Below are 22,624 nucleotides of genomic sequence, written 5' to 3' on the forward strand. Positions count from 1 at the left end.
GGATGTTCCGAGCCGGACGGCCTCTTGCTCATTCAGCGGCTGAACTCACCCCTGCCACTAGCGGATATTCGACCAGGGCGAGGATCGCCCCGCCGCCGGTGCCTACTGGGCTCCGGAGCTGTAGTAGGTGTCCGCGTAGGCGTACTGATCCCAGTGCGCCTCGTCCGACCGACCGTCGCCGGACCCACCCGAAGAATCCCGATCCCCGTGCCCCGGCCACCACGCGCGGTGACCGATGAGCGCGGTCACGGCCGGGGTGAAGAACATCGCCATCACGAATGCCGCGATCGCAATGCCGACCGAGATGGCGAATCCCATCTGAGAGAGCACATTATTGCCCGCCAGCATCATCGACGCGAAGGTGCCCGCGAGGATCACACCGGCCGCGGCGACGGTCGGCCCGGTGTGCCGCACGGCCAGGGCCGCAGCCTGTTTCGGCTCGTTACCGGCCCGGGCCTCCTCACGCAACCGCGCAACCATGAGGATGTTGTAGTCCGTGCCGAGTGCCACCACGAACAGGTACATGATCACCGGGAGAGTGAAGATCAGCCCGGAGTTGCCCTGGAAGTGCTGGAACACCAGGACCGAGGCACCGAGCGTGGCGGCGAAGCCGAGGAACACCGAGGCCATCAGATACCACGGGGCAACCAGGCTGCGCAGCAAGAGGGCGAGCACGATCATGATCAGGATGCCGGCCACCGGGAACACGATCTTGTAGTCGTGCACCATCGCATCCTGGAAATCGACGTACACCGAGGAGATCCCGCCCACGACGGCCGTGGTGCCCGCGGGTGCCATCGAATGTGCCGTATCCCGCAACGGACCGCGCACCGTATCCAGAGCCGCATCCGATTCGGGTGCGCCCGCGAGTGTCACCTGGAAGTCGGCGGCCATACTGTCGCTCGAAACTGTCGGCGCCCCAACCTGACTCACGCCGGACACAGCCGCGAGCGCCGCGCGGTAGACGGTGAGCTGGTCACCATCGAGCGGTGCGCCATTGGTTGAGCGCAGCAGCACATCGGAAGGCTGGGTCGATCCGGCGGGCAGACCCTTGAGCAATTCCTTGCTGTACACCGTGGATTCGGAGGTGTCCGAAGTCGAGCCGGAGCTGAGATCGAAGGTCGGATTGAAGCCGAAGGCCAGCACACCGAGGGCCACCAGCAGACCACCGGAGACCGCCGCGAATGCTCCCGGGCGCCGCCCAAGTGCCGCGCCGATGGCGCCGAAGCGTGCCCCCTTCGGCTCCTGCCGCCAGGCCTTGGAGGGCCAGAACACCTTGGTGCCGAGCAGCGAAACGACGGCGGGCACCAGGGTCAGCCCGGCGAGCAACGCCACCCCGACGGCGATCGCCAGCGCCGGACCCAGCGCACGGAACATGCCGAGTGTCGAGAGCGTCAGCGCCATGAAGGCGATGATCACCGCACCCGCCGCCGAGGTAATGGCCTCACCGACCTTGGTGACGGCACTGACCATGGCGGTCTTCGGATCCTCCCCCGCACGCAGCCGTTCCCGGTAGCGGAACATCAGGAACAGGATGTAGTCGGTGCCGACGCCGAAGAGCACGACCAACAGGATCGAGTTCACCGAACTGTCCACCTGCAGATCGAATGCCTTGGCCGCCATGGCGATCAGGCCACCGACGGTGCTGGAGATCGCGCCGATGATAATGATCGGCAGCAGCGCGATCACGGGACTGCGGAAGATGACCAGCAACAGCACCAGGATCAGCACGACGGTGGCGACACCGATAATGGCCATACCCTTGGTGCTGGATTCGGTTTGATCCAGCATCTGCGCGGCCTGACCGGTGACGCCCGCCTTCAGATCCGTGCCATGCACCTGCTCCTGCAATGCGTCACGCAACTTCTTGACCGCATCGCTCTGCGTGGTATCGCCCGCACTGGTCACCTTCGTCATCTGCACGGCGGCGATCTGCACCAACCGGTTCTCCGAGGCCGGACCGGCCTGGATCCCGATGACATCCTTGATGCGCTGGTCGTTCAACTTGGCCGTGATCGTCGCGACACTCGCCGAATCCCCTTCGCTCAGCGGTGCACCGTCCGAGCGCACGAAGACCAGGAGCGCCGCGGGCGCCTCGTTCTGCGGAAATGCCTTCTGCTGCAATTCCATTGCCTGAATCGACTCATAATGCGAAGGCAGGAAGGCGGATTGATCGGTGGTCGATTTGAGTTTCGGCGCCGAGGCCACCACCGCGATAATGATGAGCAGCCAGAGACCGATCACCTTCCACGGGTTGTGAACGACGATCGCGCCCAATCGAGCGAACATGCGGGACAATTCCTTTCGGGAATCGGTACGAGACTCGGGAGCCGATGGCTCAGATATCGAGGTCCTCGGCCTGCGGGTACTGGGTCATATCGACCAGGGAGCGGTAGATCTTCGCCGGGATCCGTCCGGCCAGATCCGCAAAGGATTCGACGACTTCGACCGTGTAGTCGGCCCAGACCTGTTCGTTGATGTCGAATATGTCGCGCCAGTTCTTCCGCCAGTCCGTGATCCAGCTCATCGCCGCGAAGTCGGACCATTCGGATATCCGCCGATGCACCACGTACTTGCCCTTACGGCTCAGATAGACCTGGGTCAGCTCGACACCATCGGTCGTGTAGCTGCGCGCCTGGCCGAGCAGTTGCCCCTGGAAGCGCTGTTTGCGTCCGCCACCCGGGCCTACCTCGAGCAGGATTTCCTGGAACTCGCCCGACGCCGCCTCGGTGGCCTCACCCGACGCCGCCTCGGTGGCCTCACCCGGCGCCGCCTCGGTGGCTTCGCCCGGCTCCGCCTTGGTGACGTCGACGACGGCCGAGGATTCGGTGTCCGTAGGCGCATTGTGGTCGGTGGTCATAACTCCCCATTTCATAAATTAATGCGCACATGCGCATGCTGCTTCACCGACGGTTCCAGCCGGATACCGTCGTCGGTGGCTCTTGCTCTTTCGGCGATCGCGCCCTCGGTGATCCGCGAGAGCCGCCGAAGGGGTCAGATGTCGAGGTCTTCGATCTCGGCGTCGACCAGCTCGCGGTCGATATCAACCGCGCCCGCGGTCGAACCGTTTGGACGGGCGGATGTGTGCGAATCCGCGGCCATGACTACCTCATCTCATAAACGAATATGCAATTACGCATGGAATCAGCGCCAACGGACCCTGCTTCGGTCCGTTGCGACGAGTCGATCTGCTGTTTTCCGGTACCCCCGAGCGCACTCCGCGGTATCCCGTCGGGAATCACTATAAGTAGATGTATACGTATAACGCAAGCCCTAAGGTCGAGCGACCTCACCACCGGCCAAGGCGGGCCGTCTTTCCCGGTCCGCGCGACGCCGCCGCGCCACGCTGACCAGCAGCGCCAGGCCGATGCCGAGTCCGAGTCCGAGCGCCCCGGCCGCCGCGAAGCCCGCGGGGAAGCCGCCCGCATCGATGGCGACGCCGGCGAGTGAGCTGCCGATGCCATTGCCGAGAGTCATTGCGGCACCGTGCCAGCCGATCGCTTCACCGCGCCCACTCTCCGGAACGATTCGGCTCAGCTGGTCGACGGATGCGACAAGCGTCGGCGCGCAGAGTGCGCCCGCGATGAGCCCGGTCACGCCGAGCGATAGCGGTCCGACGGCGAAGCACATCGGAATGGTGATGGCGCCGAGCCCGGCGAGCAGGAGGTAGGTCGAGATCGGTCGATGCAGAGCGCCGTAGACGAGTCCGCCGACCAGCGAACCGAAACCCCATACGGCCATCACCACACCGAGCCATCGCTGCGCGCCGAACTCTCGAATGGCCGAGACGAAGGTCAACTCCGAACCCGCGAGCACCGCGATCGCCGCACTCGCACCGATACACAGCGCGACGAATTCGAGCCGGAACCACGCACGCCGCGGGACGGCGGCCGAGCGATCGTTGTCATCGGTGCGCAGCGGCGGATTGCGCACCCATACGAAAACGCCTGCCAGCACCAGCGCCATCTGCATTCCGAACAGCGTGAGCGTCGTCGACCAGGCCGTCGCGGCGGCAACGCCGAGCACCGGCCCGACCATGAAGGCCGTCTCCACCGACACCGATTCCAACGCCAGGGCGGGCTGCCGGTTCTCCTCGGTGGTCGCCGCGATCACGGCCTGGCGCACCACCGTGAAGATCGGAATATCGAACAGCCCCGCCAGCGCCGCGAGCACCAGTAGCGCCCCGTATCCGACGAACGGCGCGATCGACCAGCACACCGCCCCGACAATGATCGACGGCAGAATCGTGCGCCGCAGCCCGAACCGATCCAGCATCCGCCCGCGCCACGGACCACTCACCGCAATACACAGGGTGACAACCGAACTCAGCGCACCGGCCTGTGCGTACGACCCGTGCAGCGTCTGCACCACATGCAGCGCGAGCAGCACCGCCCCCGCGAAGAACGGTATGCGAACCATCACCCCCAGCAGCAGCACATTGCGCACCGCCGAGTTGGACAGGACCTCGCGATAGGACCGCATTCGATCGAGGGTGTCATGCCCACCCGCCCCCGCGCCACCAATTAATCCCATGATTCGGTCCTACCGAGACGTCATGGACGTATCCGGTCAATGCGCGACAAGGCCCGATCACCGCGCGGTTCGTCGCAGGTGCGCTCCTGCCGCCGTGGCGCTGTCGGCGTCGTATTCGGTCACGAATCCCTCACCCCACGAAGTAAAAGTCCAGCCGTGGTCGGGTGCAGGCGTTATCGGCGCCGCGCAGTTCGCTCATGAACGCGACACCCAACCGGCGACCGCCAGCCGGGCCAGCGCGGACTCACCAACGAGACGGACGACCCATCGCCCACATGACAACCTCGGCTGCGATATGAGTGACGAATGGTGAGCCGAGGCGGCTGCCCCTCGGCCACCAATGCACCTCAGGGCGCAGGTTCCCCGTGTTCGAGGTACGCCGTGCGACCGTCGACATAGGCGGAATGGGCCTGCCTCAGGCGACGGCCCAGCCTGGGAATGACGTACTCATCGACCTTATCGATGCGGACCCATTTCCACTCGTCGAGTTCGGTTGGCTGAAGTTCGATGGCGCGCTCATCCTCGCCCAGTTCGCCACAGTCGAATACATAGAGCGCCTTATCGCCTTCGCCCTGGTTCGGCGCCCAGTCGTGGACGAGCAATCGCTTCGGCACGCGGTCGATCCCGAGCTCCTCACGGACCTCGCGGCGGCACGTCGCGGTAGGCGCTTCACCCGGCTCTACATAGCCACCGGGTATATCCCAACCGTTGCCATAGGTCTTGTGCACCAACAGCACCTCGTCACCACGGACGAAAAGTGCCCCCGCCGCCATCCGCGCGCGCGCAAACCGATTGTCCCCGTCGACCATTGGATCACCTCACGATCTGCATTCGTTTGGCCAAGGCTTGCAATGCGAACGAAGGACTGCCGTGGACACTGCGCATCCACGTGAGTACGAGCTGTCGGCTCAGATAATGGTGGCGAACTTGTTCCGGTGCCGCCTGTTCGGCGTCGAGCACGGCGGTGATCGAATCCTGTTGGCGCCCGGCGAGATTGAATGCCCGAGCGAGTTCCAGCTGGTGACGGATCTGGCGCTCGATCGGCAATGCCGAGGTATCGAGGTTGGGACCGAGGCTCAGCGCGATCTGCACATCGCCCAATTCCATTGCGGTATTGACCCGGTGGATCGCGACATTGGTAGGGCCGAAGGCGGTCCACAAGTAGTTGTGGTCGCCACCCAACCGCGCTGCCGCCTGATCTGCCTCTGCCAGAAAGCCCTGGACTACATCTCGTCGATTATTGCGGGCTGCGGCCATCGAACCGACGAGCAGCAGCGTTCCGTACACGGACCACACATCCGGCCGACCGGCGCCGAGATGGGATTGCAGGTAGTCGGCTCCGGCTTCCACCAGGTTCACGGCCGGTTGTACCCGGCCCGTCGACATGACGGTGAAAGCGACTGTCCTGATCAACGATCCGATGATCGCCGGATCGTTGGCGCGCTGCGCGGCGGCAAGTCCGCGCTCGGCCGCATTCCAGGCCAGGTCTGTCTCGCCGAGTTTGGTCAGCACCGACGCGGCGACCTGATAACCCAGCGCCAATACTCGATTGCTCGGTCCATCCGCATTGGATTGCACCATCAACAGCGCCGTGGACAACAGCGCGGGCAGTCGCCCGGCGGCGTAGCCGAACTTCGAGGCCTGGTAGGCGGCGAATACCTCGCTCAGATCCCGTTCGAGCTCCGGGAGCTGGAACGATCGAGATCTGCTCGTCGACGGTGACGGCGTGCGCATCAGGTGGCTGTAGTCCATCAATGTGGCGCGCAGTGCTGGGATGGTGGAAACCCCGCTTTCACTGGTCCAGTCCAGCAGCGTCGGCTCACCGATCAGATCACCTAGCGAAACATCGAGGGCGTCGGCGAGCAGACGGATAACCGATAGCCGGTCCAACGGGATCCGGTTGTTCTCGACCTTGCTCATCCAGTCGTCGGTGCGTCCGACGAGCCCGGCGAGAGCTTCTTGGGATATGCCTCGGCGGCGGCGATACCAAGCCACCCGTTCCCCGATGGTGAGATTCTGCGTCATTCCGCGCACAGGCCGATTTCCACCTCAATTGGAAAGGATCCCGGAAGGAAATTCCGGGCGAAAACTCGAACAAGGCTCAGGCTACTGCTAAGCCAACGACATCACTGCCAGATGAGACGGGATTACCGTGAACATCGAAGAGGTTCGGACCGTGCTCGATTGGGTCGCGTACTACCGCCAGCAATTTCACCTGCCCGCCGAAGAACGCGGCGGCTATGTCATGCTGCCGGTGACGAACGCGGTGGGAATCGTTCATGTGCCGAAGCTATTCGCCGAGAAGCTGCTGGCCGCACTTCGCCAGCAGGGCAACCCCGGTCCGCTCCTGGCCCGGCAGATCCGCTGGACGTTCATCGCAGCCGTCGACTACTCCCCCGGCTATCGAGTGCTGGACCTGCTCTCCCGCAACGACATCCATGTTCCGATCGTCGGCAGTGCGCTGATGATCCCGACCGGTCTCGGCAGGCACACCCGGGAGGGCGCCTACTGGATCAACCCGCCCGAGCGAGATCAGCGTCTGCCCCCGTTGTCGACGGTTATCACCACCGCGCTCGCATTGAGACCGATAAAAGGGAACCACCGGCAACGCGAAACGATCTGACTCGGAACAAATAAAAAGGACCGCCCCACCGGAAATACTCCGGGGGACGGCCCTTTTCAGAGCTGTCGTTTCGAGCGACCCGCAAAGCGGGCGCTAGAAACTACTTGGCCTTCTCCAGGACCTCGACCAGACGCCAGTGCTTGGTGGCCGACAGCGGACGGGTCTCCATCAGCTGAACGCGGTCGCCGACACCGGCGATCTCGTTCTCGTCATGCGCCTTCACCTTGGTGGTGGAGCGAATGATCTTGCCGTAGAGCTTGTGCCGCGTGCGGTCTTCCAGCTCGACCACGATGGTCTTGTTCATCTTGTCCGAGACCACGTAGCCGATGCGGACCTTGCGGGTGCCGCGCTTTTCCTGTGTCACGTTCTCTTCACTCATGCCGCATCTCCCTTGCCAGCGGGTGCCGAGGCCAGGCCGAGCTCACGCTCACGCATGACCGTGTAGATGCGCGCGATCTCGTGACGCACGACGCGCAGGCGACGGTTGTTGTCCAACTGACCCGTCGCCATCTGGAAGCGCAGATTGAACAGCTCTTCCTTCGACTCGCGCAGGCGGGCGACGAGCTCCTCTTCGTTGAGCTCGCGGAGCTCTGCGGCCGGTGTACCGGTAGCCATCAGAACTGCTCCTCCCTGGTCACGATCCTGCACTTCATGGGGAGCTTGTGCATCGCGCGGCGCAGGGCCTCACGAGCGGTCTCCTCGTTGGGGTAACTCATTTCGAACATCACGCGTCCGGGCTTGACGTTCGCGACCCACCACTCCGGCGAACCCTTACCGGAACCCATGCGGGTTTCGGCCGGCTTCTTGGTGAGCGGGCGATCCGGGTAGATGTTGATCCAGATCTTGCCGCCACGCTTGATGTGGCGGGTCATCGCGATACGCGCGGACTCGATCTGCCGGTTGGTGACGTAGGCGGGCTCGAGAGCCTGGATGCCGTATTCGCCGAACGCGACCGAAGTGCCGCCCTTGGCCATGCCGCTGCGGCCCGGGTGATGCTGCTTCCGGTGCTTGACCTTCCGTGGCATCAGCATGCGTCAGCCCTCCTGTGTTTCTGCCGGGGCGTCGGCAACCGCAGTGGCAGCGCCGGCACGCCCGGCCTCAGTGCTGGTCGCGGTGGTACCCGAGGAACCGGACCGACGCGGGCGGCTCGGCCGCTCACGACGCTCGCGGCGGTCACCAGCGGCGGGCGCGGCCGCGGCCGTGACCTCACGCTTGCCACCGACGATGTCGCCCTTGTAGATCCAGACCTTCACGCCGATGCGACCGAAGGTGGTCTTGGCCTCGTAGAGGCCGTAGTCGATGTCCGCGCGCAGCGTGTGCAGCGGAACCCGACCCTCGCGGTAGAACTCCGAGCGCGACATTTCGGCGCCGCCGAGGCGGCCCGAGCACTGCACCCGGATGCCCTTGACGTTCGGCGAACGCATGGCCGACTGGATGGCCTTGCGCATCGCGCGACGGAACGCCACACGGTTCGACAGCTGCTCGGCGACACCCTGGGCGACGAGCTGCGCATCCGACTCGGGGTTCTTGACCTCGAGGATGTTCAGCTGCACCTGCTTGCCGGTGAGCTTCTCCAGCTCGGCGCGGATGCGGTCGGCCTCGGCGCCGCGGCGGCCGATGACGATACCGGGACGCGCGGTGTGGATGTCGACGCGAACCCGGTCACGGGTGCGCTCGATCTCCACCTTGGAGATGCCCGCCCGCTCCATGCCAGTGGCCAGGAGCTTGCGGATGGCGACGTCTTCCTTCACGTAGTCCGCGTACTGCTTGTCCGCGTACCAACGCGACTTCCAGTCGGTGGTGATACCGAGGCGGAAGCCATGGGGGTTGATCTTCTGTCCCATTTACTTTGCCCCTCCCTTCCGGCGGCTGCGAGCAGCACCGGCGGTGGGCACGCTCTCGACCTCGATGGTGATGTGGCTGGTGCGCTTGCGAATCCGGAACGCGCGGCCCTGGGCCCGCGGCTGGAAGCGCTTCATGGTCGCGCCCTCGTCGACGTAGGCGGTCGAGATGACCAGCGTGGCCGGGTTCAGGCCGAGGTTGTTCTCGGCGTTGGCCGCGGCGCTGGCGACGACCTTGGCGACCGGCTCGCTCGCGGCCTGCGGCGCGAACTTCAGGATCGCAAGGGCGTCCTCGACCCGCTTGCCGCGGACCAGGTCCACGACACGGCGAGCCTTCATCGGGGTGACGCGAACGTGCTTCGCCGTCGCCCGGGCAGTCGGGTTCTGAGTCTCAGTGGTCATCGCCGCTTGCTCTTCCGGTCTTCCTTGACGTGGCTCTTGAACGTCCTGGTGGGCGCGAACTCACCCAGCTTGTGGCCGACCATGGACTCCGACACGAACACCGGCACATGCTTGCGGCCGTCATGGACGGCGAAGGTGTGACCGATGAAATCGGGGATGATGGTCGAACGACGGGACCAGGTCTTGATGACCTGCTTGCTGCCCTTCTCGTTCTGCACGTCCACCTTCGCGAGGAGGTGGTCGTCGACGAACGGGCCCTTCTTGAGGCTGCGTGGCATTTCTTACCTCCTCCTTCAGCGCTTCTTGCCGGTCTTGCGACGGCGGACGATGAGCTTGTCGCTCGGACGGTTGGGCTTGCGGGTGCGGCCTTCCGGCTGACCCCACGGCGAGACCGGGTGGCGACCACCGGAGGTCTTGCCCTCACCACCACCATGCGGGTGGTCGACCGGGTTCATGACGACACCACGGACCGTGGGACGGCGACCCTTCCAGCGCATACGACCGGCCTTGCCCCAGTTGATGTTCGACTGTTCGGCATTGCCGACCTCGCCGACGGTGGCGCGGCAGCGCACGTCGACGCGGCGGATTTCACCGGAGGGCATACGCAGCGTGGCGTAGGGGCCTTCCTTACCGAGCAGCTGGATGCTCATGCCAGCGGCACGAGCCATCTTCGCGCCGCCGCCCGGACGCAGCTCCACATTGTGGATCGTGGTACCGGTCGGGATATTGCGCAGCGGCAGGTTGTTACCCGGCTTGATGTCGGCCGTCGGGCCGGACTCGATCGGGGTGCCCTGCTGGATACCCTTCGGCGCGATGATGTAGCGCTTCTCGCCGTCCACGTAGTGCAGCAGCGCGATGTTGGCGGTGCGGTTCGGGTCGTACTCGATGTGCGCGACCTTGGCCGGGATGCCGTCCTTGTCCAGGCGACGGAAGTCGATCAGACGGTAGGCACGCTTGTGGCCGCCACCGCGGTGACGGGTGGTGATGCGACCGTGCGCGTTGCGGCCACCCTTGCTGTGCAGCGGGCGGATCAGCGACTTCTCGGGGGTCGACCGAGTGATCTCAGCGAAGTCCGAGACGCTGGAGCCACGACGGCCCGGCGTAGTCGGCTTGTATTTACGGATTGCCATGAGTTCTTCTCTGCTTTCTGGAATCCCAGGCGCTTACGCGACCGGGCCTCCGAAGATCTCGATGGGCTTGCTGTCGGCCGAGATGGTCACGAGCGCGCGCTTGGTGTCCTTGCGCTTGCCGTAACCGAAGCGGGTCCGCTTGCGCTTGCCCTGACGGTTGGCGGTGTTGACGCTGGTCACCTTCACGCCGAAGACCTTCTCGACGGCGATCTTGATCTGCGTCTTGTTGGAATCCGGGTGCACGATGAAGGTGTAGGTGCCTTCCTCGATCAGTCCGTAGGACTTCTCCGAGATGACCGGCGCCAGCAGAATGTCGCGGGGGTCGGCGATCGTGGTCACTTGCTCTCCTCCTGTGCGGATTCGGCGGGGCCGTGCACGAAGGCGTTCAAGGCCTCGACGCTGAACACCACTTCGTCGCTCTCGAGCACGTCGTAGGTGTTGAGCTGATCCGGCGCGATCGGGTGCACGAACTCCAGGTTCTGCACGCTCTTCCAGGCCGCGATGTCCTCACGTCCGAGGACGAGGAGGAACTTCTTCCGATCCGACAGCTCGGACAGGAAGGACTTCGCGGTCTTGGTCGACGGGGTCTGCCCCGAGACCAGCTCGCTGATCACGTGGATGCGCTCGTTGCGCGCACGATCCGAGAGAGCTCCGCGCAGTGCGGCGCGGATCATCTTCTTGGGGGTGCGCTGGCTGTAGTCACGCGGCTGCGGACCGTGCACGGTGCCACCGCCGGTGAACTGCGGCGCGCGGGTCGAACCCTGACGGGCGCGGCCGGTGCCCTTCTGGCGGTACGGCTTCTTGCCACCACCGCGGACTTCACCGCGGGTCTTGGTGGAATGGGTGCCCTGGCGAGCAGCGGCGAGCTGCGCGATGACCACCTGGTGCATCAGCGAGATGTTCGCGGTCGCGTCGAAGATCTCCGAGGGGAGTTCGACGGTGCCATTGGTCTTGCCACCCAGTTCTTTGACCGGAAGCGTCAGGTTGGTCTTCTTCTCAACGCTGGTCATGCGTGTGCACCACCCTTCACGGCGCTCTTGACGACGACGACGTTGCCGCGGCGACCCGGGATCGCTCCCTTGATCAGCAGCAGGCCGTTCTCGACGTCCACCTTGTGAACCGACAGGTTCTGCGTGGTGACGCGGTCATTGCCCATCCGGCCCGACATGCGCATGCCCTTGAACACGCGGCCGGGGGTGGCGCAGCCACCGATGGAACCCGGGCGACGGTGCACGGCCTGCGCACCGTGCGAGGCGCCCTGACCGGCGAAGCCGTGACGCTTCATGGTGCCGGCGAAGCCCTTGCCCTTGCTGGTGCCGGTGACGTCGACGTAGGCGCCCTCTTCGAAGACATCGGCGTTGATCTCCTGGCCGACCTCGAAGGTGGAGGCATCCGCGACCCGGATCTCGGCGACATGGCGGCGCGGGGTGACACCGGCCTTGGTGAACTGGCCGGAGACCGGCTTGTTCACCTTGCGCGGGTCGATGGCGCCGAAAGCGACCTGGACGGCGCTGTAGCCGTCGCGCTCCACGGTGCGGATCTGGGTAACGACGTTCGGTCCGGCCTTGATGACGGTCACGGGGACGACGCGGTTCTTGTCGTCGAACACCTGGGTCATGCCGAGCTTGGTGCCCAGGATGCCCGCCGCGGGCCTGTTCTTGTTATCAGTCATGATTCGAGTCCCCGTCACTGAATGTTGACGTCGACGCTGGCCGGGAGATCGATGCGCATCAGGGCATCAACCGTCTTCGGCGTCGGGTCGAGGATGTCGATCAGCCGCTTGTGCGTCCGCATCTCGAAGTGCTCGCGCGAGTCCTTGTACTTGTGCGGCGAACGGATGACGCAGTACACGTTCTTTTCGGTCGGCAACGGCACCGGCCCGACCACACGGGCCCCGGTGCGGGTCACCGTCTCCACGATCTTGCGCGCGGACGCGTCGATCGCTTCGTGGTCATAGGCCTTGAGCCTGATGCGGATCTTCTGTCCCGCCACGCTAAGTGTCCTTTTCTCCGCTTATCGTTCGTGGTCCGGAAGCCGGCTTCCGTACCACCTTCAATTGCACAGCCCGAACACACGAAGACGTCCCAGCCCGAGTGGGTCAGGCCCGGAAGAGGCAGCCTGCGTAACGCAGGGCCCCCGCTCGGGCAGATCCAACACAGTGAGACCCCGACCGGGCACGCCGCCCGGCTCCGCCGGTTGACGTGCGACAGTCTCGCCGCTGTTCATCTGTCATGGTTCTCCGGTCCACGCGGTCGGGCGTGTCGCCCATCCGCTCATTCCTCGGCTCCGGTTCGAAACTTCACCTGGCCTGGAACGTTGTCCCGGACGTACCCGCACTGGAAGCCAGCGAGGTACACGATTGGGTGTTGCTCGCCTCGCCACCCGCCACAGCCGCGGAACGGCATGACCTGGTGCAAGGCAACCCGAACAGTATGCCCGACGCCGTTGACGACATCAAATCCGCCCCCACCCCTCGACTCGCCACCAGGTCAGGGCACGAATCCCGGGCGCGCCCCCGGTTGCGAGGCGGTGGGCGATCACGCTCGAACGCACCTGAGCCACCGGGAGCGAACAGCCACCGGCGGGTGCGGCAAAAGTATGTCACGCTCCTACCGAAGCTTAACTTACTTTTGAGTAAGATAAGGGTATGACGAAGCAGACCGCGACCCATCGCATCTGGACGAAGCTGCCGGACAACCGGCTGGGGCACACCCTGTTCTCGCTGGGCATGGTGGCCCGAGTGCCCTATTTCGGCACGGTGCTGCCGAGCGTTGTCCGACTGGAACCCGGCCTCTGCGAGGTGACCTCGCCCAAGTGGTTCGGCATCCACAACCATCTGGGCACCTATCACGCGATCGCGGCATGCAATCTGGCCGAGGTGGCAATGGGAATGCTGAGCGAGGCGACGGTGCCCGATACCCATCGCTGGATCCCCAAGGCCATGAATGTGCAGTACCTGGCCAAGGCCGAGACCGGGCTGCGCGCGGTGGCGAAGCTGGCCGAGTTGCCCGACTTCACCGAGATCACCGAGGGCCGCGAACTGGTCGTACCGGTATCCATTTACGACAAGCACGGTCTCGAGGTCGTACACGCCGATATCACCACCTGGGTCACGCCCAAGTAGGCAATGCCCTCGCCCGGTCTCGAACCGGCGAGCGGCACCGCCGCCCCGCCCCGGGAGCTCGCGGGCCAGGGGGCGGTGTTGCGGGCGCACGGGCGGTGCGATTTGAATGCGAACCATGAGTGACAGCGCGGTCCGGGAATTCGACCTCTGTGTGGTCGGGCTCGGGCCGACCGGACGGGCGCTGGCGCATCGGGCGATGCGGGCCGGCTGTACCGTGGCGGCCGTCGATCCGCGGCCCGACCGGCTCTGGCCGCCCACCTTCTCCTGCTGGATCGATGAGCTGCCGGAGTGGCTGCCGCCCAGCGCCATTGCCGCGCGTATTCCGCGGCCGACGGTCTGGACCGTGTCCGAGCATCGCATCGACCGGCCCTACTGTGTGCTGTCGAAAACCGGTCTGCGCGATGCGCTTGCACTCGACGAGGCCAGCGTGTTCGCCGGTCGGGCCACGCGCGTGGATGCCAATGAGGTGGAGCTCGCCGACGGCACGATCCTCAGAGCGGAAACGGTTTTCGATACCCGCGGACTGCCCGCGCTCGGACAGCGCCGAGCCGCGAGCGCGCACGGCATCTTCGTCGACGCGGAGACCGCGGCGCCGATGATCACCGAAGGTGAAGGGCTGCTGCTGGATTGGCGTCCGCAGAACGGCGCGGGTCCGGACGAACCGCCGTCGTTCCTCTATGCCGTCCCGCTCGGCGATGGCACGGTGATCTTCGAGGAGACCAGCCTCGGCCTGCGCGGCGGTATGCCGCAACACGAATTGCGCAGGCGCACCCTGAACCGCCTTGCCGCACACGGCATCCGACTCACCGGCACGCAGCCGACCGAGGCCGCACATTACCCAATCGACCAGCCACCGCCGAAAAGGGGTACCGCCCAGGCGATTCCGTTCGGCTCCCGCGGCGGCATGATGCATCCTTGCACGGGCTACAGCGTCGCCGGTTCGCTTGCCCTCGTCGACACCGCCGTCGCGGCCCTGCGGCAAGGCCGCGACCCGATCGTCGAACTCTGGCCGTGGCGGGCGCGGCTGGTGTACTGGATGCGCATGCGCGGCCTCTGGGGCCTGGGCCGCCTGACCACCGAACAGTCCACCGCCATGTTCGACACCTTCTTCAGCGCCACCCCACGCGGCCAACGCGCCCTACTCTCGGCCCACGACGACTACACCTCCCTCGGCGCCGTCCTCTTCAACACCGTCGCCCACACCTGGCCCTTCCGCTGGCGCTACGACCTGGTCGGCTGGACCAACCGAAACCGCTGGCTGAACTACGATTTCGCAGAGCCACTCGAGCGCATCTCGCGACGCACAGAATGACGCCCCGATCATTCGAAATATCTGCGCCTCAACGAAAATCGACGGTTTCCAGCGTGAACGAGAAGGGGTCGGGAAGTTCGAGTGGCTTCCCGAAGGGAACTCTGATCTCCGAGCGGTAGTCGATCAGGTCCGCCTCGCCGCCGGGTTCACCGAGGAGAGTGATCGTCTGCTGCTGCCGATCGATGAGTAGATAGAGCGGCACCGCTCCGCGGGCATAGCAGTATCGCTTGGTCTTGCGATCCCAATCCGGTTTCGAGCTGGTGACCTCGACGACCATGACGACCTTGCCGACCGACATCCATGAGGGCTCGTCGATGAATGCACCGTCGGGGACGAATACGCCGTCGGGAATCAAATGGTTTTTCGGGCAGAGTCCGCCACGGTCCAGCGACAACCCCTTATGGCCGGAGAAGGAAAACTCCGTTGCGGACTGCCGGTACACCTGCCGAATCAGCGTGGAGATGTTCTGCTCGTGATTACCGTCCGGCGGTGGTGTCACGATGATGTCCCCCTCGATCAGCTCGGCCCGGAATCCTTCCGGAGTCTCCAGCGCGTGGAAGCCCTCCAACAGCACATCTGCTGGATCCCTCTGCGGCTCATGCGCCTTGGCTGCGGTCACTGCTGACACCTCCTCCGCTCGTGCCCTCAGCATACGGGTCGCCTATGACAAGTGCGTCCGATCGATAGCCTGGTCGGATGCCCTGTTTCGAAGGCGCCGCAGAGAACACTCGGCCCGGTCGGCGCAGCCGCGCCGACCGGGCCGAGTTCGTCAGGCGCCGGTTTCGGCGGCGCGTTGGTAGCCGCGGATGGCGGGGTAGGCGAACACGATGGTGAGGCCTAGTACCCAGGCGACGGTTTTGAGGAGGGGTTCGGCTACCGAACCGCCGTAGGACAGACCCTTCATGGCATCGATGGCACAGCTCATCGGCTGGTTGGCGACCACGTCCTGCAGCCAGATCGGGTAGGCGAAGACCGGTACGAAGCCGCTGTTGAAGAACAGCAGCAGGGTGTTGAAGATGCCGATCAGGCTGACGAGCATGACACCCTCGGTAATGGTCGCCAGCGCGGTGACGAGCACGGCGAAACCCACGCCGAACAGCACCGGAATGCCGATCAGCGCGATGGCCGCGAGCGGGCCCTGGCCGAACCGGAAGCCAAGGGTGAGGCCGACCGCGATCACGAACAGGGTGGTGACCAGGACGCGGACCGCCTCGGCAAAGAGCCTGCCGGTCAGTCCGGCCGCCCGGTGCACCGGCATGGTCCAGAAGCGCCCGAGCAGTCCGGTGAACTTCTCGCCCTTGAATCCCAGCGCACTGACCACCGCACCCGACATCGCGGCGACCAGCGTGATCAGCGCGACCTGCCCGTAGACGCTCGGCATGCCGGTGGCCGCGGTGATCGAATTGCCGAGCACGATGCGGAACATCAACAGCGTCAGTGCCGGGTAGACCAGCGTCTGGATGGTGGTCGCCGGATCGCGCGCCCACACCAGCAGCAGTCGCTTGCACTGGATCAGGCTGTGCGCGACCCAGGTGGACAGCGCACGTTCGGACGGCGGGGTGACCCGCGGCAGCACCTGGAACCCGTCGATCTCGGTGCGCTGCACAGTCTCGACAGAACTCATGACCGCCTCACGCTCGCCCAGATCGCCAACGGGGTGAAGACGATCGCCGCACCACCCAACCAGACCAGTGGCACCCACAGCACGTCCCAGCTCACCCCGCCATGGGCCATATCGCGCAGCGCGAAGGAGAACTGGGAAATCGGCTGATTGCGCACGAACGGCCGGATCCACATCGGGAAGCTGCGCTCCGGGACGAATCCGCACGAGAGCATGCCGAAGATCAAGGTGGGCAATGTCAATGCCTGGCTCAGCGATTCCGGACTCTTGGTCAGACTGCCGAGCGCATCCGCGCCGAGTGCGAGCACGGTACCGACCGCGATCGAGAACACGCAGAACAGCACGGCCTGACCGGCACCGGCGATGAATCGGAAGCCGATCATGTAGCCGAAGATGATCGCCGCGGTCAGCGCGGTCAGCGAACGGACCAACCCGGCCGCGATGCGCGCGCTCAAGGGCACCGTGGCGCCGATCGGCATCGTCTGTAGTCGGGTACTCAGACCGGTCAGCGCCTCGTAGGCGGCCAGCTGCGCATTCGACATCATGGTGAAGGCCATGGTCTGCAGCACGATGATCGGCATGACGAACTGGGCGTAGTCGATGCCCTGGAACTTCATCACGTACCGCAGCGGCAGATAGAAACCGAGGGTGAAGACCAGCGGGGTGATCATTGCGACGATCAGCTCGCCCTTGGTGGCCATGGTTCGGACGATGCGTCCGGTCAGCGCCCGCCACTGCGCGAAGGCGGACAGTCGGGCCGCGGGCAGCTCGGCGAAGAGCAGCGCCGTTTCGGGCTGCTCAACGATTGCGGAACTCACTAGTGGCCGCCCGAATGGCCGGTGATGGACAGGAATACATCATCGAGCGAGGGCCGCCGCAGCGCGATATCGGCCAGCTGGATCTCGGCGGCATCGAGCCTGCGCAACGCCTCGGAGAGGGTGGCAGCACCATCGGGCGCCGGAATGGAAAGCCGGTCCCCGCCATCGATATCGGCGAGCACCGCGGCGGGCACCAGATCACCGAGCGCGGCGGCGGCCTTGCCGAGCTGGGTCGGATCCAGCGGCACCACCTCGCAGTAGCTGCCGCCGGTCTTCTCCTTGAGCTCGTCGGCGGTGCCCTCGGCGATCACCGTGCCCTTATCGATGACGATGATGTTGTCGCTGAGCACATCGGCTTCCTCGAGGTACTGCGTGGTGAGCAGCACCGTGATGCCCTGATCCTTGAGCGCGGTCACCAGATCCCACACGCCCTGGCGGCTGCGCGGGTCCAGGCCGGTGGTCGGCTCGTCGAGGAACACCACCTCGGGGCGCACCACCAGGCCGCAGGCGATATCGACACGACGACGCATGCCGCCCGAATAATTGCGCACCGCACGACGGCCCGCACTCACCAGGTCGAATTCCTCGAGCAGGGTGTCGGCGCGCTTGCGGGCGGCGGATTTGCCGAGGCCCATCAGGCGGCCGAACAGCTCCAGGTTCTCGCGGCCGGAGAGGTTCTCATCGAGTGCGGCGTACTGGCCGGTCATCATGATCGAGCGCCGCACGCCCGCCGGATCCTTCTGCACATCGTGGCCCGCGACGATGGCAGTGCCGGAGTCCGGGCGCAGCAGGGTGGACAGCACCTTGACCATCGTGGTCTTACCCGCGCCGTTCGGCCCGAGGATGCCGAGCACACTGGCCCGCTCGGCGGTAAAACTGATGCCCTGCAACGCATGCACATCGCCGAATGACTTTCGGACGTCGGCAACGACGACCGCGGCCTCACCACCTTCGAGTGGTGGGTCGCTCGCGTGCGAATCCGATTTGTTCAAGCTCGGCATCAACTCTCCACTGTGTCTGATCGGCGGCGGTCGCTAGGCGTTAGGCATGAATACGTCCCGGTTGGTGATCCCTGCCGCCAGGCGTGATGTTACCGGCCCGCGCATTCCTATATGCCCGAGCGCGACATACCCACCGGTCCGAAACCTAAGTGTGTCCTTGATCACATTTGCAGTGGCCGATCCGCCGCGGCCGGGATCGTCGCTGGTCGCGGCGGTCAAGGGCAGCGCAGGGGCGGCAGGAGCGCCTTGTCGGGCCGTCGCGGCAACCATAGTCTGCTAGGCGGGGGAACACGCACTCACTCGTTGCGGCAGCACTGCTTCGCCTAGCGCTCGGCGGTCTGCGGCGGATCGACCCTGCGAGAGGTGACCATGGCCGAGACCGCGCAGCCGAGACTGGCAGCGCATACGGGAGGATCGGGCCGACCGAACGTGCTGACGTCCTATGACCCGCGCACCGGCGAAATCGTCGGCAACTACGCCGTAATGGGCGCCGGTGAACTCAACCGCACCGTGCGCGCCGCACGCTCCGCCGAAAAGTGGTGGGCGGAACTGGGATTCAGCGCTCGCAAACGCTGGCTACTGGACTGGAAGCGCAGTATCGCCAGGCGCGCAGGCGAATTGGTGGAGATCCTGTGCGAGGAAACCGGAAAACCGGAGGCGGACGCGGCAATCGAGGTGATGCTCGCCGTCGAGAATCTGGATTGGGCGGCCCGCAATGCCGCCCGGGTACTGGATCGGCGCAAGCTCGGATCGACCTGGCTGAGCCGCAATCAGCACGCCTCTGTCGGCTATCTGCCCCTCGGCGTCGTCGGCGTGCTCGGACCGTGGAACAACCCGGTGTCCACCCCGATGGGTTCGATCGCCTACGCAATGGCCGCGGGCAATGCCGTGGTGTTCAAACCCGATGAACTCACCACCGGCGTCGGGGTCTGGCTGGCCGACAGCTGGAACAAGCTGGCGCCGAATCAGCCTGTGCTGCAAGTGGTCACCGGCGATCACGCCACCACCGCGGCGCTGTGTCGCGGCAAGGTGGACAAAATCGCCTACGCCGGTTCGGATGCGGGCGCGCGGGAGGTGATCTCGCTGTGCGCGCAGACCATGACTCCGGTGGTGGTCGAGCGTAATGGCAAGGGCACCATGGTGGTTCACGTCGACGCCAAACTCGACGAGGCCGCGGAGGCCGCGGTCTTCGGCGCGATGGCCAATGCGGGCCAGAACTCGACCGGTATCCAGCGGGCCTATGTCGCCAACTCCGTCTACGACCGATTCCTGGAACTGGTGGTCGAACAGGCGCGGCGACTGCGCCCCGGTGCGGATAGGCGCGCCTCCTACGGCCCGATGATTCTGGAATCACAGGTCGACGTGGTGCGCAGGCAGGTGCGCGATGCGCTGGCCAGGGGCGGGCGCGCGGTGGTCGGCGGACTGGACTCGATACGCGAGCCCTATATCGAACCGATCGTGCTCGCCGAGGTGCCGGAGGAGAGCGTCGCGATCACCGGCGAGGGCATCGGGCCGGTGCTGATCGTCAACAAGGTCGCGAATATGGACGAGGCGGCGCGGCGCATCAACGCGGTCGGCAATGGTGTCGCGGTGTCGGTGTTCACCCGCGATGTGCACGGCATCGAATCCTTCGCCGAACAGCTGCGGGTCGGCGTTGTGACCATCAATTCTTCGACCACGTACGCCGGGATCCCCGCGTTGCCATTCGGTGGCGTCGGCGAATACGGGCAGGGACACCATCACGGCGACCAGGGACTGCGCGAGTTCAGCCGGACGCTGGCCATCGCCCGCAAGCGCTACCGCGCCCCGGTGAACCTGTCCACCTTCGATCGGCATCCCCGCCATCTGCGCACGGCGAAGACCATCTTCCGAGTGCGCCACGGACGGTAGAGCTGGGACGGAGCGAGTCTTACGAGCGAGGTTCGGCCGTCCCGCGTCCGAGCAGCACGGCTTCCATCAGGGCGCGCACGCGTGCGATCTGCTCGGGCCGGGAGTCGAATTTGGTCAACCGGCCGACGTCGATCACCTGACCGAGCGCGGCGTGCACGCGGAAACGCGCCTCGACCTGATCGCCGTCGAGCAGGTTGGCCCACTCCAGCACATTCTGGCGCTGGATGGCGCGCAGCTTGTGCTGTTCGGCCGGCGGCAGATTGCTGAATTCGGCGTAGTAGACCGGCATGATCTCCGGCATCGAGAAGGTGAGCCGGGCGTAGCGGTCGGCGATGCGCCGGACCGCATCGGGGCGGCTGGTCGCCTCGGCCAGCGCCTCGGTGATCGCGATGGCCACCCGGTCACCGGTGCGATGGAAGGCGGCGGCGAGCAGATCGGCCTTGCTGGTGAAGTACCGGTAGACGCTGGAGGCATTGATGCCGACGGCCGCACCGATCTCCTCGATGCTGGCCTCGTGATAACCCTGGCGACCGAAGATCCGGATCGCCTCGGTGAGCAACTGTTCGCGTTTCGAGGTGATCGGCAGGCCGCGGGCGGCCGGTCCGGGATCGGGTTCGGTCGGCGCGGGCGGCAGCTCGGCGCGCAGGATCGACCAGCACATCTCGCGCAGCAGTGGCAGCAGTCGGGCGGTGGCCAGCGCGGTGCGATGCGAGGAGATGCTGGCGATGGCGCTGAGCACCCCGGCGGCCAGCATCGCCACATCGGCGGGCGGCGCGGTGGGGCGCAGCTGTCCGATCGGCTCGGCCAGCAGCGCGTTGAGCGCGTCGTAGACCTTCCTGATCCGGGCCCGGTCCTCGGCCTCCAGATAGCGCCGCTCCCAGCGGTACAGCCCGGCCTCGCGGCGGATGTCGATGGTGTGGTCACTGAGCGCCTTGATCAGCGCATCGAGCCTGGCCTCCGGCGCCAGGGTCGGATCGTCCGCGCCGCGCGCGACCTTCAGCAGGTGCAGTGCGCCTTCCTCGGCGGCCGCGACCAGCAACGCGTACTTGTTCGCGAAATGGCGATACAGCGCGGGCCCCGAGATACCGACCTCGGCGGCGATCTCGTCGACGCCGACCGGGTAGTACCCGCGCTCGCTGAACGCGCGCGCGGCGGCCCGGATGATCTGGACCTTGCGATCCTTCGGGCGACGCCGGACCGATGGGGCGGGTTCGGCGGCCGCCCGGGTCCCACCCGCATCGGCGCGCGCGGGATCGGGGTTGTTTCGAGCGACCCGAAAGCGATCGCCAGCGATGTCGACCTCGCTGCGATCCGCGACCATGAAACTCTCCGTTCTGCGACGGCGCCGCCGGTTGACAGCGCCCGACAAATCATCCTAAGTTAACCACAATTCGCAAAGTTAACCACCATTCATGGCCAGCCGCAGCGATTGCGGGTCGCTGGAAAAACCCAGCGCCCGCCGAATTCCAGACCAGGAGCAGCACATGAGCAACCCCGATTCCGCGACCACCACCGCGGGCTTCAGCGCCGTCCACGACGGCAAGGTGCTGCGGGTCACGATCACCAAGCCGAAGCGGAAGAACGCCATCGACTACGACACGATGGTCGCCCTCGGTGACACCTTCCTGGCCGCCGCCACGGACCGTTCGGTTCGGGTGATCGTACTGACCGGTGCGGGCGGCGATTTCTGCACGGGAGCCGATCTTGCCGCAACCGCGTCGGAAGCGCAGCGCGGCATATCGTCAGACATGGTGATGGATGCGGCCAACCGCCTCGTGAAAGCCATTGTGGACGCCCCGATTCCGGTCATCGCCCGGATCAAGGGCGCAGCCGCCGGTGTCGGTGTCGGCCTCGCGCTCGCCGCCGATCTGGTCTATGCCGCCGAGGACTCCTACCTGCTGCTCGCCTTCGTCAATATCGGCCTGATGCCCGACGGCGGCGCGGCCACCATGGTCGCGGCGGCGGCCGGACGCGCGCTGGCCGCGGAGATGGCACTGCTCGGCGAGCGGCTGCCCGCCCCGGCGGCCAAGGCGGCCGGAATGTTCACCGCCGTGGCCGCCGAGGACGAACTCGACGCCTTGGTCGAGGCGGCGGCCGCCAAGATCGCCGCGGGTCCGCGCCGCGCGCTCGAACTCACCAAGAAGGCACTCAACGCCGCGACCCTGTCAGCACTGGACGCCTCGCTCGCTGCCGAAAAGTCCGGCCAGAGCGAACTGCTCCGGTCCCCCGACTTCGCCGAAGGCGCGACCGCCATGCTCACCAAGCGCAAGCCGGTCTTCGCGGACTGACCGCGCCGACCAGTTCGACAGGGCTCGATAAGGCAGGCAAG

Annotated in this window: 26 protein-coding genes; 5 read left to right on the forward strand and 21 right to left on the reverse strand. The window is 65.7% G+C overall.

Going from position 1 to position 22,624, the window contains the following annotated elements:
* Positions 1-102 precede the first annotated feature (102 nt).
* The 5 genes from ABZ293_RS11600 to ABZ293_RS11620 all read right to left on the reverse strand — a co-directional run bounded on the left by ABZ293_RS11600 (position 103) and on the right by ABZ293_RS11620 (position 6,558).
* A complete protein-coding gene (locus tag ABZ293_RS11600; protein WP_355179649.1) occupies positions 103-2,289 on the reverse strand; it encodes an MMPL family transporter in 2,187 nt (728 codons plus the stop codon).
* 49 nt (positions 2,290-2,338) lie between these two features.
* A complete protein-coding gene (locus ABZ293_RS11605) occupies positions 2,339-2,860 on the reverse strand; it encodes an EXLDI protein (protein WP_355179651.1) in 522 nt (173 codons plus the stop codon).
* Between the two features lie 413 nt (positions 2,861-3,273).
* Positions 3,274-4,533 carry an MFS transporter gene (locus ABZ293_RS11610; protein WP_355179653.1) on the reverse strand — a complete coding sequence of 420 codons (1,260 nt, stop codon included), beginning with the start codon at positions 4,531-4,533 and terminating at the stop codon, positions 3,274-3,276.
* 347 nt (positions 4,534-4,880) lie between these two features.
* Positions 4,881-5,342: an NUDIX hydrolase gene (locus ABZ293_RS11615; RefSeq protein ID WP_355179655.1), complete on the reverse strand. Its 462-nt coding sequence runs from the start codon at positions 5,340-5,342 to the stop codon at positions 4,881-4,883.
* Between the two features lie 4 nt (positions 5,343-5,346).
* Positions 5,347-6,558, reverse strand: coding sequence for a helix-turn-helix transcriptional regulator (locus ABZ293_RS11620; protein WP_355179657.1), 1,212 nt, complete (start codon positions 6,556-6,558; stop codon positions 5,347-5,349).
* A 127-nt stretch (positions 6,559-6,685) separates the two neighbouring features.
* On the opposite strand from ABZ293_RS11620, the gene ABZ293_RS11625 reads away from it, so the two are divergent.
* A complete protein-coding gene (locus ABZ293_RS11625) occupies positions 6,686-7,156 on the forward strand; it encodes a hypothetical protein (protein WP_355179659.1) in 471 nt (156 codons plus the stop codon).
* A gap of 100 nt (positions 7,157-7,256) precedes the next feature.
* Here the strand turns inward: ABZ293_RS11625 and rpsQ are convergent, their stop codons facing one another.
* From rpsQ to rpsJ, 11 genes are read right to left on the reverse strand one after another with little or no spacing between them, the layout of a single operon-like run.
* The gene (rpsQ, locus tag ABZ293_RS11630) at positions 7,257-7,535 is read right to left on the reverse strand and encodes a 30S ribosomal protein S17 (RefSeq protein WP_355179661.1); all 279 of its coding nucleotides are present in this window, start codon (positions 7,533-7,535) and stop codon (positions 7,257-7,259) included.
* Positions 7,532-7,771, reverse strand: a complete 240-nt coding sequence (gene rpmC, locus ABZ293_RS11635; RefSeq protein ID WP_040686552.1) for a 50S ribosomal protein L29 — start codon at positions 7,769-7,771, stop codon at positions 7,532-7,534. Before rpmC ends, rpsQ begins: the two co-directional genes overlap by 4 nt.
* The gene (rplP, locus tag ABZ293_RS11640; protein WP_067666862.1) at positions 7,771-8,187 is read right to left on the reverse strand and encodes a 50S ribosomal protein L16; all 417 of its coding nucleotides are present in this window, start codon (positions 8,185-8,187) and stop codon (positions 7,771-7,773) included. The genes rpmC and rplP overlap by 1 nt, the downstream gene beginning before the upstream one ends.
* Positions 8,188-8,190: 3 nt before the next feature.
* A complete protein-coding gene (gene rpsC, locus ABZ293_RS11645) occupies positions 8,191-9,000 on the reverse strand; it encodes a 30S ribosomal protein S3 (RefSeq protein WP_355179663.1) in 810 nt (269 codons plus the stop codon).
* Entirely contained in the window at positions 9,001-9,399 is a 399-nt protein-coding gene (gene rplV, locus ABZ293_RS11650; protein ID WP_062983231.1) for a 50S ribosomal protein L22, read from the reverse strand.
* Positions 9,396-9,677: a 30S ribosomal protein S19 gene (rpsS, locus tag ABZ293_RS11655; protein ID WP_040686549.1), complete on the reverse strand. Its 282-nt coding sequence runs from the start codon at positions 9,675-9,677 to the stop codon at positions 9,396-9,398. Before rpsS ends, rplV begins: the two co-directional genes overlap by 4 nt.
* Positions 9,678-9,692: 15 nt before the next feature.
* Positions 9,693-10,529 (reverse strand): 50S ribosomal protein L2, encoded by an 837-nt coding sequence (gene rplB / locus ABZ293_RS11660; RefSeq protein ID WP_354960688.1) that lies wholly within the window; start codon positions 10,527-10,529, stop codon positions 9,693-9,695.
* Positions 10,530-10,562: 33 nt separating this feature from the next.
* Positions 10,563-10,868 carry a 50S ribosomal protein L23 gene (gene rplW, locus ABZ293_RS11665; protein ID WP_040686547.1) on the reverse strand — a complete coding sequence of 102 codons (306 nt, stop codon included), beginning with the start codon at positions 10,866-10,868 and terminating at the stop codon, positions 10,563-10,565.
* The gene (rplD, locus tag ABZ293_RS11670; RefSeq protein ID WP_355179665.1) at positions 10,865-11,539 is read right to left on the reverse strand and encodes a 50S ribosomal protein L4; all 675 of its coding nucleotides are present in this window, start codon (positions 11,537-11,539) and stop codon (positions 10,865-10,867) included. The genes rplW and rplD overlap by 4 nt, the downstream gene beginning before the upstream one ends.
* Complete coding sequence (rplC, locus tag ABZ293_RS11675) at positions 11,536-12,201, reverse strand: 50S ribosomal protein L3 (RefSeq protein WP_354960686.1); 666 nt, start codon at positions 12,199-12,201, stop codon at positions 11,536-11,538. The genes rplD and rplC overlap by 4 nt, the downstream gene beginning before the upstream one ends.
* A 14-nt stretch (positions 12,202-12,215) precedes the next feature.
* Complete coding sequence (rpsJ, locus tag ABZ293_RS11680; protein WP_003938093.1) at positions 12,216-12,521, reverse strand: 30S ribosomal protein S10; 306 nt, start codon at positions 12,519-12,521, stop codon at positions 12,216-12,218.
* Between the two features lie 655 nt (positions 12,522-13,176).
* On the opposite strand from rpsJ, the gene ABZ293_RS11685 reads away from it, so the two are divergent.
* On the forward strand, positions 13,177-13,653 hold the full coding sequence (locus ABZ293_RS11685; RefSeq protein WP_354960685.1) for a hotdog fold domain-containing protein: 477 nt from the start codon (positions 13,177-13,179) through the stop codon (positions 13,651-13,653).
* A gap of 115 nt (positions 13,654-13,768) precedes the next feature.
* Positions 13,769-14,965 (forward strand): lycopene cyclase family protein, encoded by a 1,197-nt coding sequence (locus ABZ293_RS11690; protein WP_355179667.1) that lies wholly within the window; start codon positions 13,769-13,771, stop codon positions 14,963-14,965.
* A gap of 28 nt (positions 14,966-14,993) precedes the next feature.
* Here ABZ293_RS11690 and ABZ293_RS11695 read toward each other — a convergent pair whose 3' ends face one another.
* From ABZ293_RS11695 to ABZ293_RS11710, 4 genes are all read right to left on the reverse strand, one after another.
* Positions 14,994-15,584, reverse strand: a complete 591-nt coding sequence (locus ABZ293_RS11695) for a Uma2 family endonuclease (RefSeq protein ID WP_355179669.1) — start codon at positions 15,582-15,584, stop codon at positions 14,994-14,996.
* Between the two features lie 150 nt (positions 15,585-15,734).
* A complete protein-coding gene (locus ABZ293_RS11700) occupies positions 15,735-16,589 on the reverse strand; it encodes an ABC transporter permease (RefSeq protein ID WP_355179671.1) in 855 nt (284 codons plus the stop codon).
* Positions 16,586-17,368, reverse strand: a complete 783-nt coding sequence (locus ABZ293_RS11705; RefSeq protein ID WP_355179999.1) for an ABC transporter permease — start codon at positions 17,366-17,368, stop codon at positions 16,586-16,588. The genes ABZ293_RS11700 and ABZ293_RS11705 overlap by 4 nt, the downstream gene beginning before the upstream one ends.
* Before the next feature lie 35 nt (positions 17,369-17,403).
* On the reverse strand, positions 17,404-18,405 hold the full coding sequence (locus ABZ293_RS11710; RefSeq protein WP_355179673.1) for an ATP-binding cassette domain-containing protein: 1,002 nt from the start codon (positions 18,403-18,405) through the stop codon (positions 17,404-17,406).
* A gap of 369 nt (positions 18,406-18,774) precedes the next feature.
* On the opposite strand from ABZ293_RS11710, the gene ABZ293_RS11715 reads away from it, so the two are divergent.
* The gene (locus ABZ293_RS11715; RefSeq protein ID WP_355180001.1) at positions 18,775-20,295 is read left to right on the forward strand and encodes an aldehyde dehydrogenase family protein; all 1,521 of its coding nucleotides are present in this window, start codon (positions 18,775-18,777) and stop codon (positions 20,293-20,295) included.
* 19 nt (positions 20,296-20,314) lie between these two features.
* On the opposite strand, the gene ABZ293_RS11720 is transcribed toward ABZ293_RS11715, so the two are convergent.
* Positions 20,315-21,616, reverse strand: a complete 1,302-nt coding sequence (locus ABZ293_RS11720; RefSeq protein ID WP_355179675.1) for a TetR family transcriptional regulator — start codon at positions 21,614-21,616, stop codon at positions 20,315-20,317.
* A gap of 163 nt (positions 21,617-21,779) precedes the next feature.
* Here ABZ293_RS11720 and ABZ293_RS11725 point away from each other — a divergent pair, with 163 nt between their 5' ends.
* Positions 21,780-22,583 (forward strand): enoyl-CoA hydratase-related protein, encoded by an 804-nt coding sequence (locus tag ABZ293_RS11725; RefSeq protein WP_355179677.1) that lies wholly within the window; start codon positions 21,780-21,782, stop codon positions 22,581-22,583.
* Positions 22,584-22,624: the final 41 nt, after the last annotated feature.

This window comes from Nocardia sp. NPDC005998, assembly GCF_040614395.1.
In the GTDB taxonomy this organism is placed as follows: domain Bacteria; phylum Actinomycetota; class Actinomycetes; order Mycobacteriales; family Mycobacteriaceae; genus Nocardia.

Excerpts from the sequence above, each read along its gene's own strand:
- ABZ293_RS11600 (WP_355179649.1), bottom strand. The coding sequence starts at position 2,289 with ATGTTCGCTCGATTGGGCGCGATCGTCGTTCACAACCCGTGGAAGGTG.
- ABZ293_RS11605 (WP_355179651.1), bottom strand. The coding sequence starts at position 2,860 with ATGACCACCGACCACAATGCGCCTACGGACACCGAATCCTCGGCCGTC.
- ABZ293_RS11610 (WP_355179653.1), bottom strand. The coding sequence starts at position 4,533 with ATGGGATTAATTGGTGGCGCGGGGGCGGGTGGGCATGACACCCTCGAT.
- ABZ293_RS11615 (WP_355179655.1), bottom strand. The coding sequence starts at position 5,342 with ATGGTCGACGGGGACAATCGGTTTGCGCGCGCGCGGATGGCGGCGGGG.
- ABZ293_RS11620 (WP_355179657.1), bottom strand. The coding sequence starts at position 6,558 with ATGACGCAGAATCTCACCATCGGGGAACGGGTGGCTTGGTATCGCCGC.
- rpsQ (WP_355179661.1), bottom strand. The coding sequence starts at position 7,535 with ATGAGTGAAGAGAACGTGACACAGGAAAAGCGCGGCACCCGCAAGGTC.
- rpmC (WP_040686552.1), bottom strand. The coding sequence starts at position 7,771 with ATGGCTACCGGTACACCGGCCGCAGAGCTCCGCGAGCTCAACGAAGAG.
- rplP (WP_067666862.1), bottom strand. The coding sequence starts at position 8,187 with ATGCTGATGCCACGGAAGGTCAAGCACCGGAAGCAGCATCACCCGGGC.
- rpsC (WP_355179663.1), bottom strand. The coding sequence starts at position 9,000 with ATGGGACAGAAGATCAACCCCCATGGCTTCCGCCTCGGTATCACCACC.
- rplV (WP_062983231.1), bottom strand. The coding sequence starts at position 9,399 with ATGACCACTGAGACTCAGAACCCGACTGCCCGGGCGACGGCGAAGCAC.
- rpsS (WP_040686549.1), bottom strand. The coding sequence starts at position 9,677 with ATGCCACGCAGCCTCAAGAAGGGCCCGTTCGTCGACGACCACCTCCTC.
- rplB (WP_354960688.1), bottom strand. The coding sequence starts at position 10,529 with ATGGCAATCCGTAAATACAAGCCGACTACGCCGGGCCGTCGTGGCTCC.
- rplD (WP_355179665.1), bottom strand. The coding sequence starts at position 11,539 with ATGACCAGCGTTGAGAAGAAGACCAACCTGACGCTTCCGGTCAAAGAA.
- rplC (WP_354960686.1), bottom strand. The coding sequence starts at position 12,201 with ATGACTGATAACAAGAACAGGCCCGCGGCGGGCATCCTGGGCACCAAG.
- ABZ293_RS11685 (WP_354960685.1), top strand. The coding sequence starts at position 13,177 with ATGACGAAGCAGACCGCGACCCATCGCATCTGGACGAAGCTGCCGGAC.
- ABZ293_RS11690 (WP_355179667.1), top strand. The coding sequence starts at position 13,769 with ATGAGTGACAGCGCGGTCCGGGAATTCGACCTCTGTGTGGTCGGGCTC.
- ABZ293_RS11700 (WP_355179671.1), bottom strand. The coding sequence starts at position 16,589 with ATGAGTTCTGTCGAGACTGTGCAGCGCACCGAGATCGACGGGTTCCAG.
- ABZ293_RS11710 (WP_355179673.1), bottom strand. The coding sequence starts at position 18,405 with ATGCCGAGCTTGAACAAATCGGATTCGCACGCGAGCGACCCACCACTC.
- ABZ293_RS11715 (WP_355180001.1), top strand. The coding sequence starts at position 18,775 with ATGGCCGAGACCGCGCAGCCGAGACTGGCAGCGCATACGGGAGGATCG.
- ABZ293_RS11720 (WP_355179675.1), bottom strand. The coding sequence starts at position 21,616 with ATGGTCGCGGATCGCAGCGAGGTCGACATCGCTGGCGATCGCTTTCGG.
- ABZ293_RS11725 (WP_355179677.1), top strand. The coding sequence starts at position 21,780 with ATGAGCAACCCCGATTCCGCGACCACCACCGCGGGCTTCAGCGCCGTC.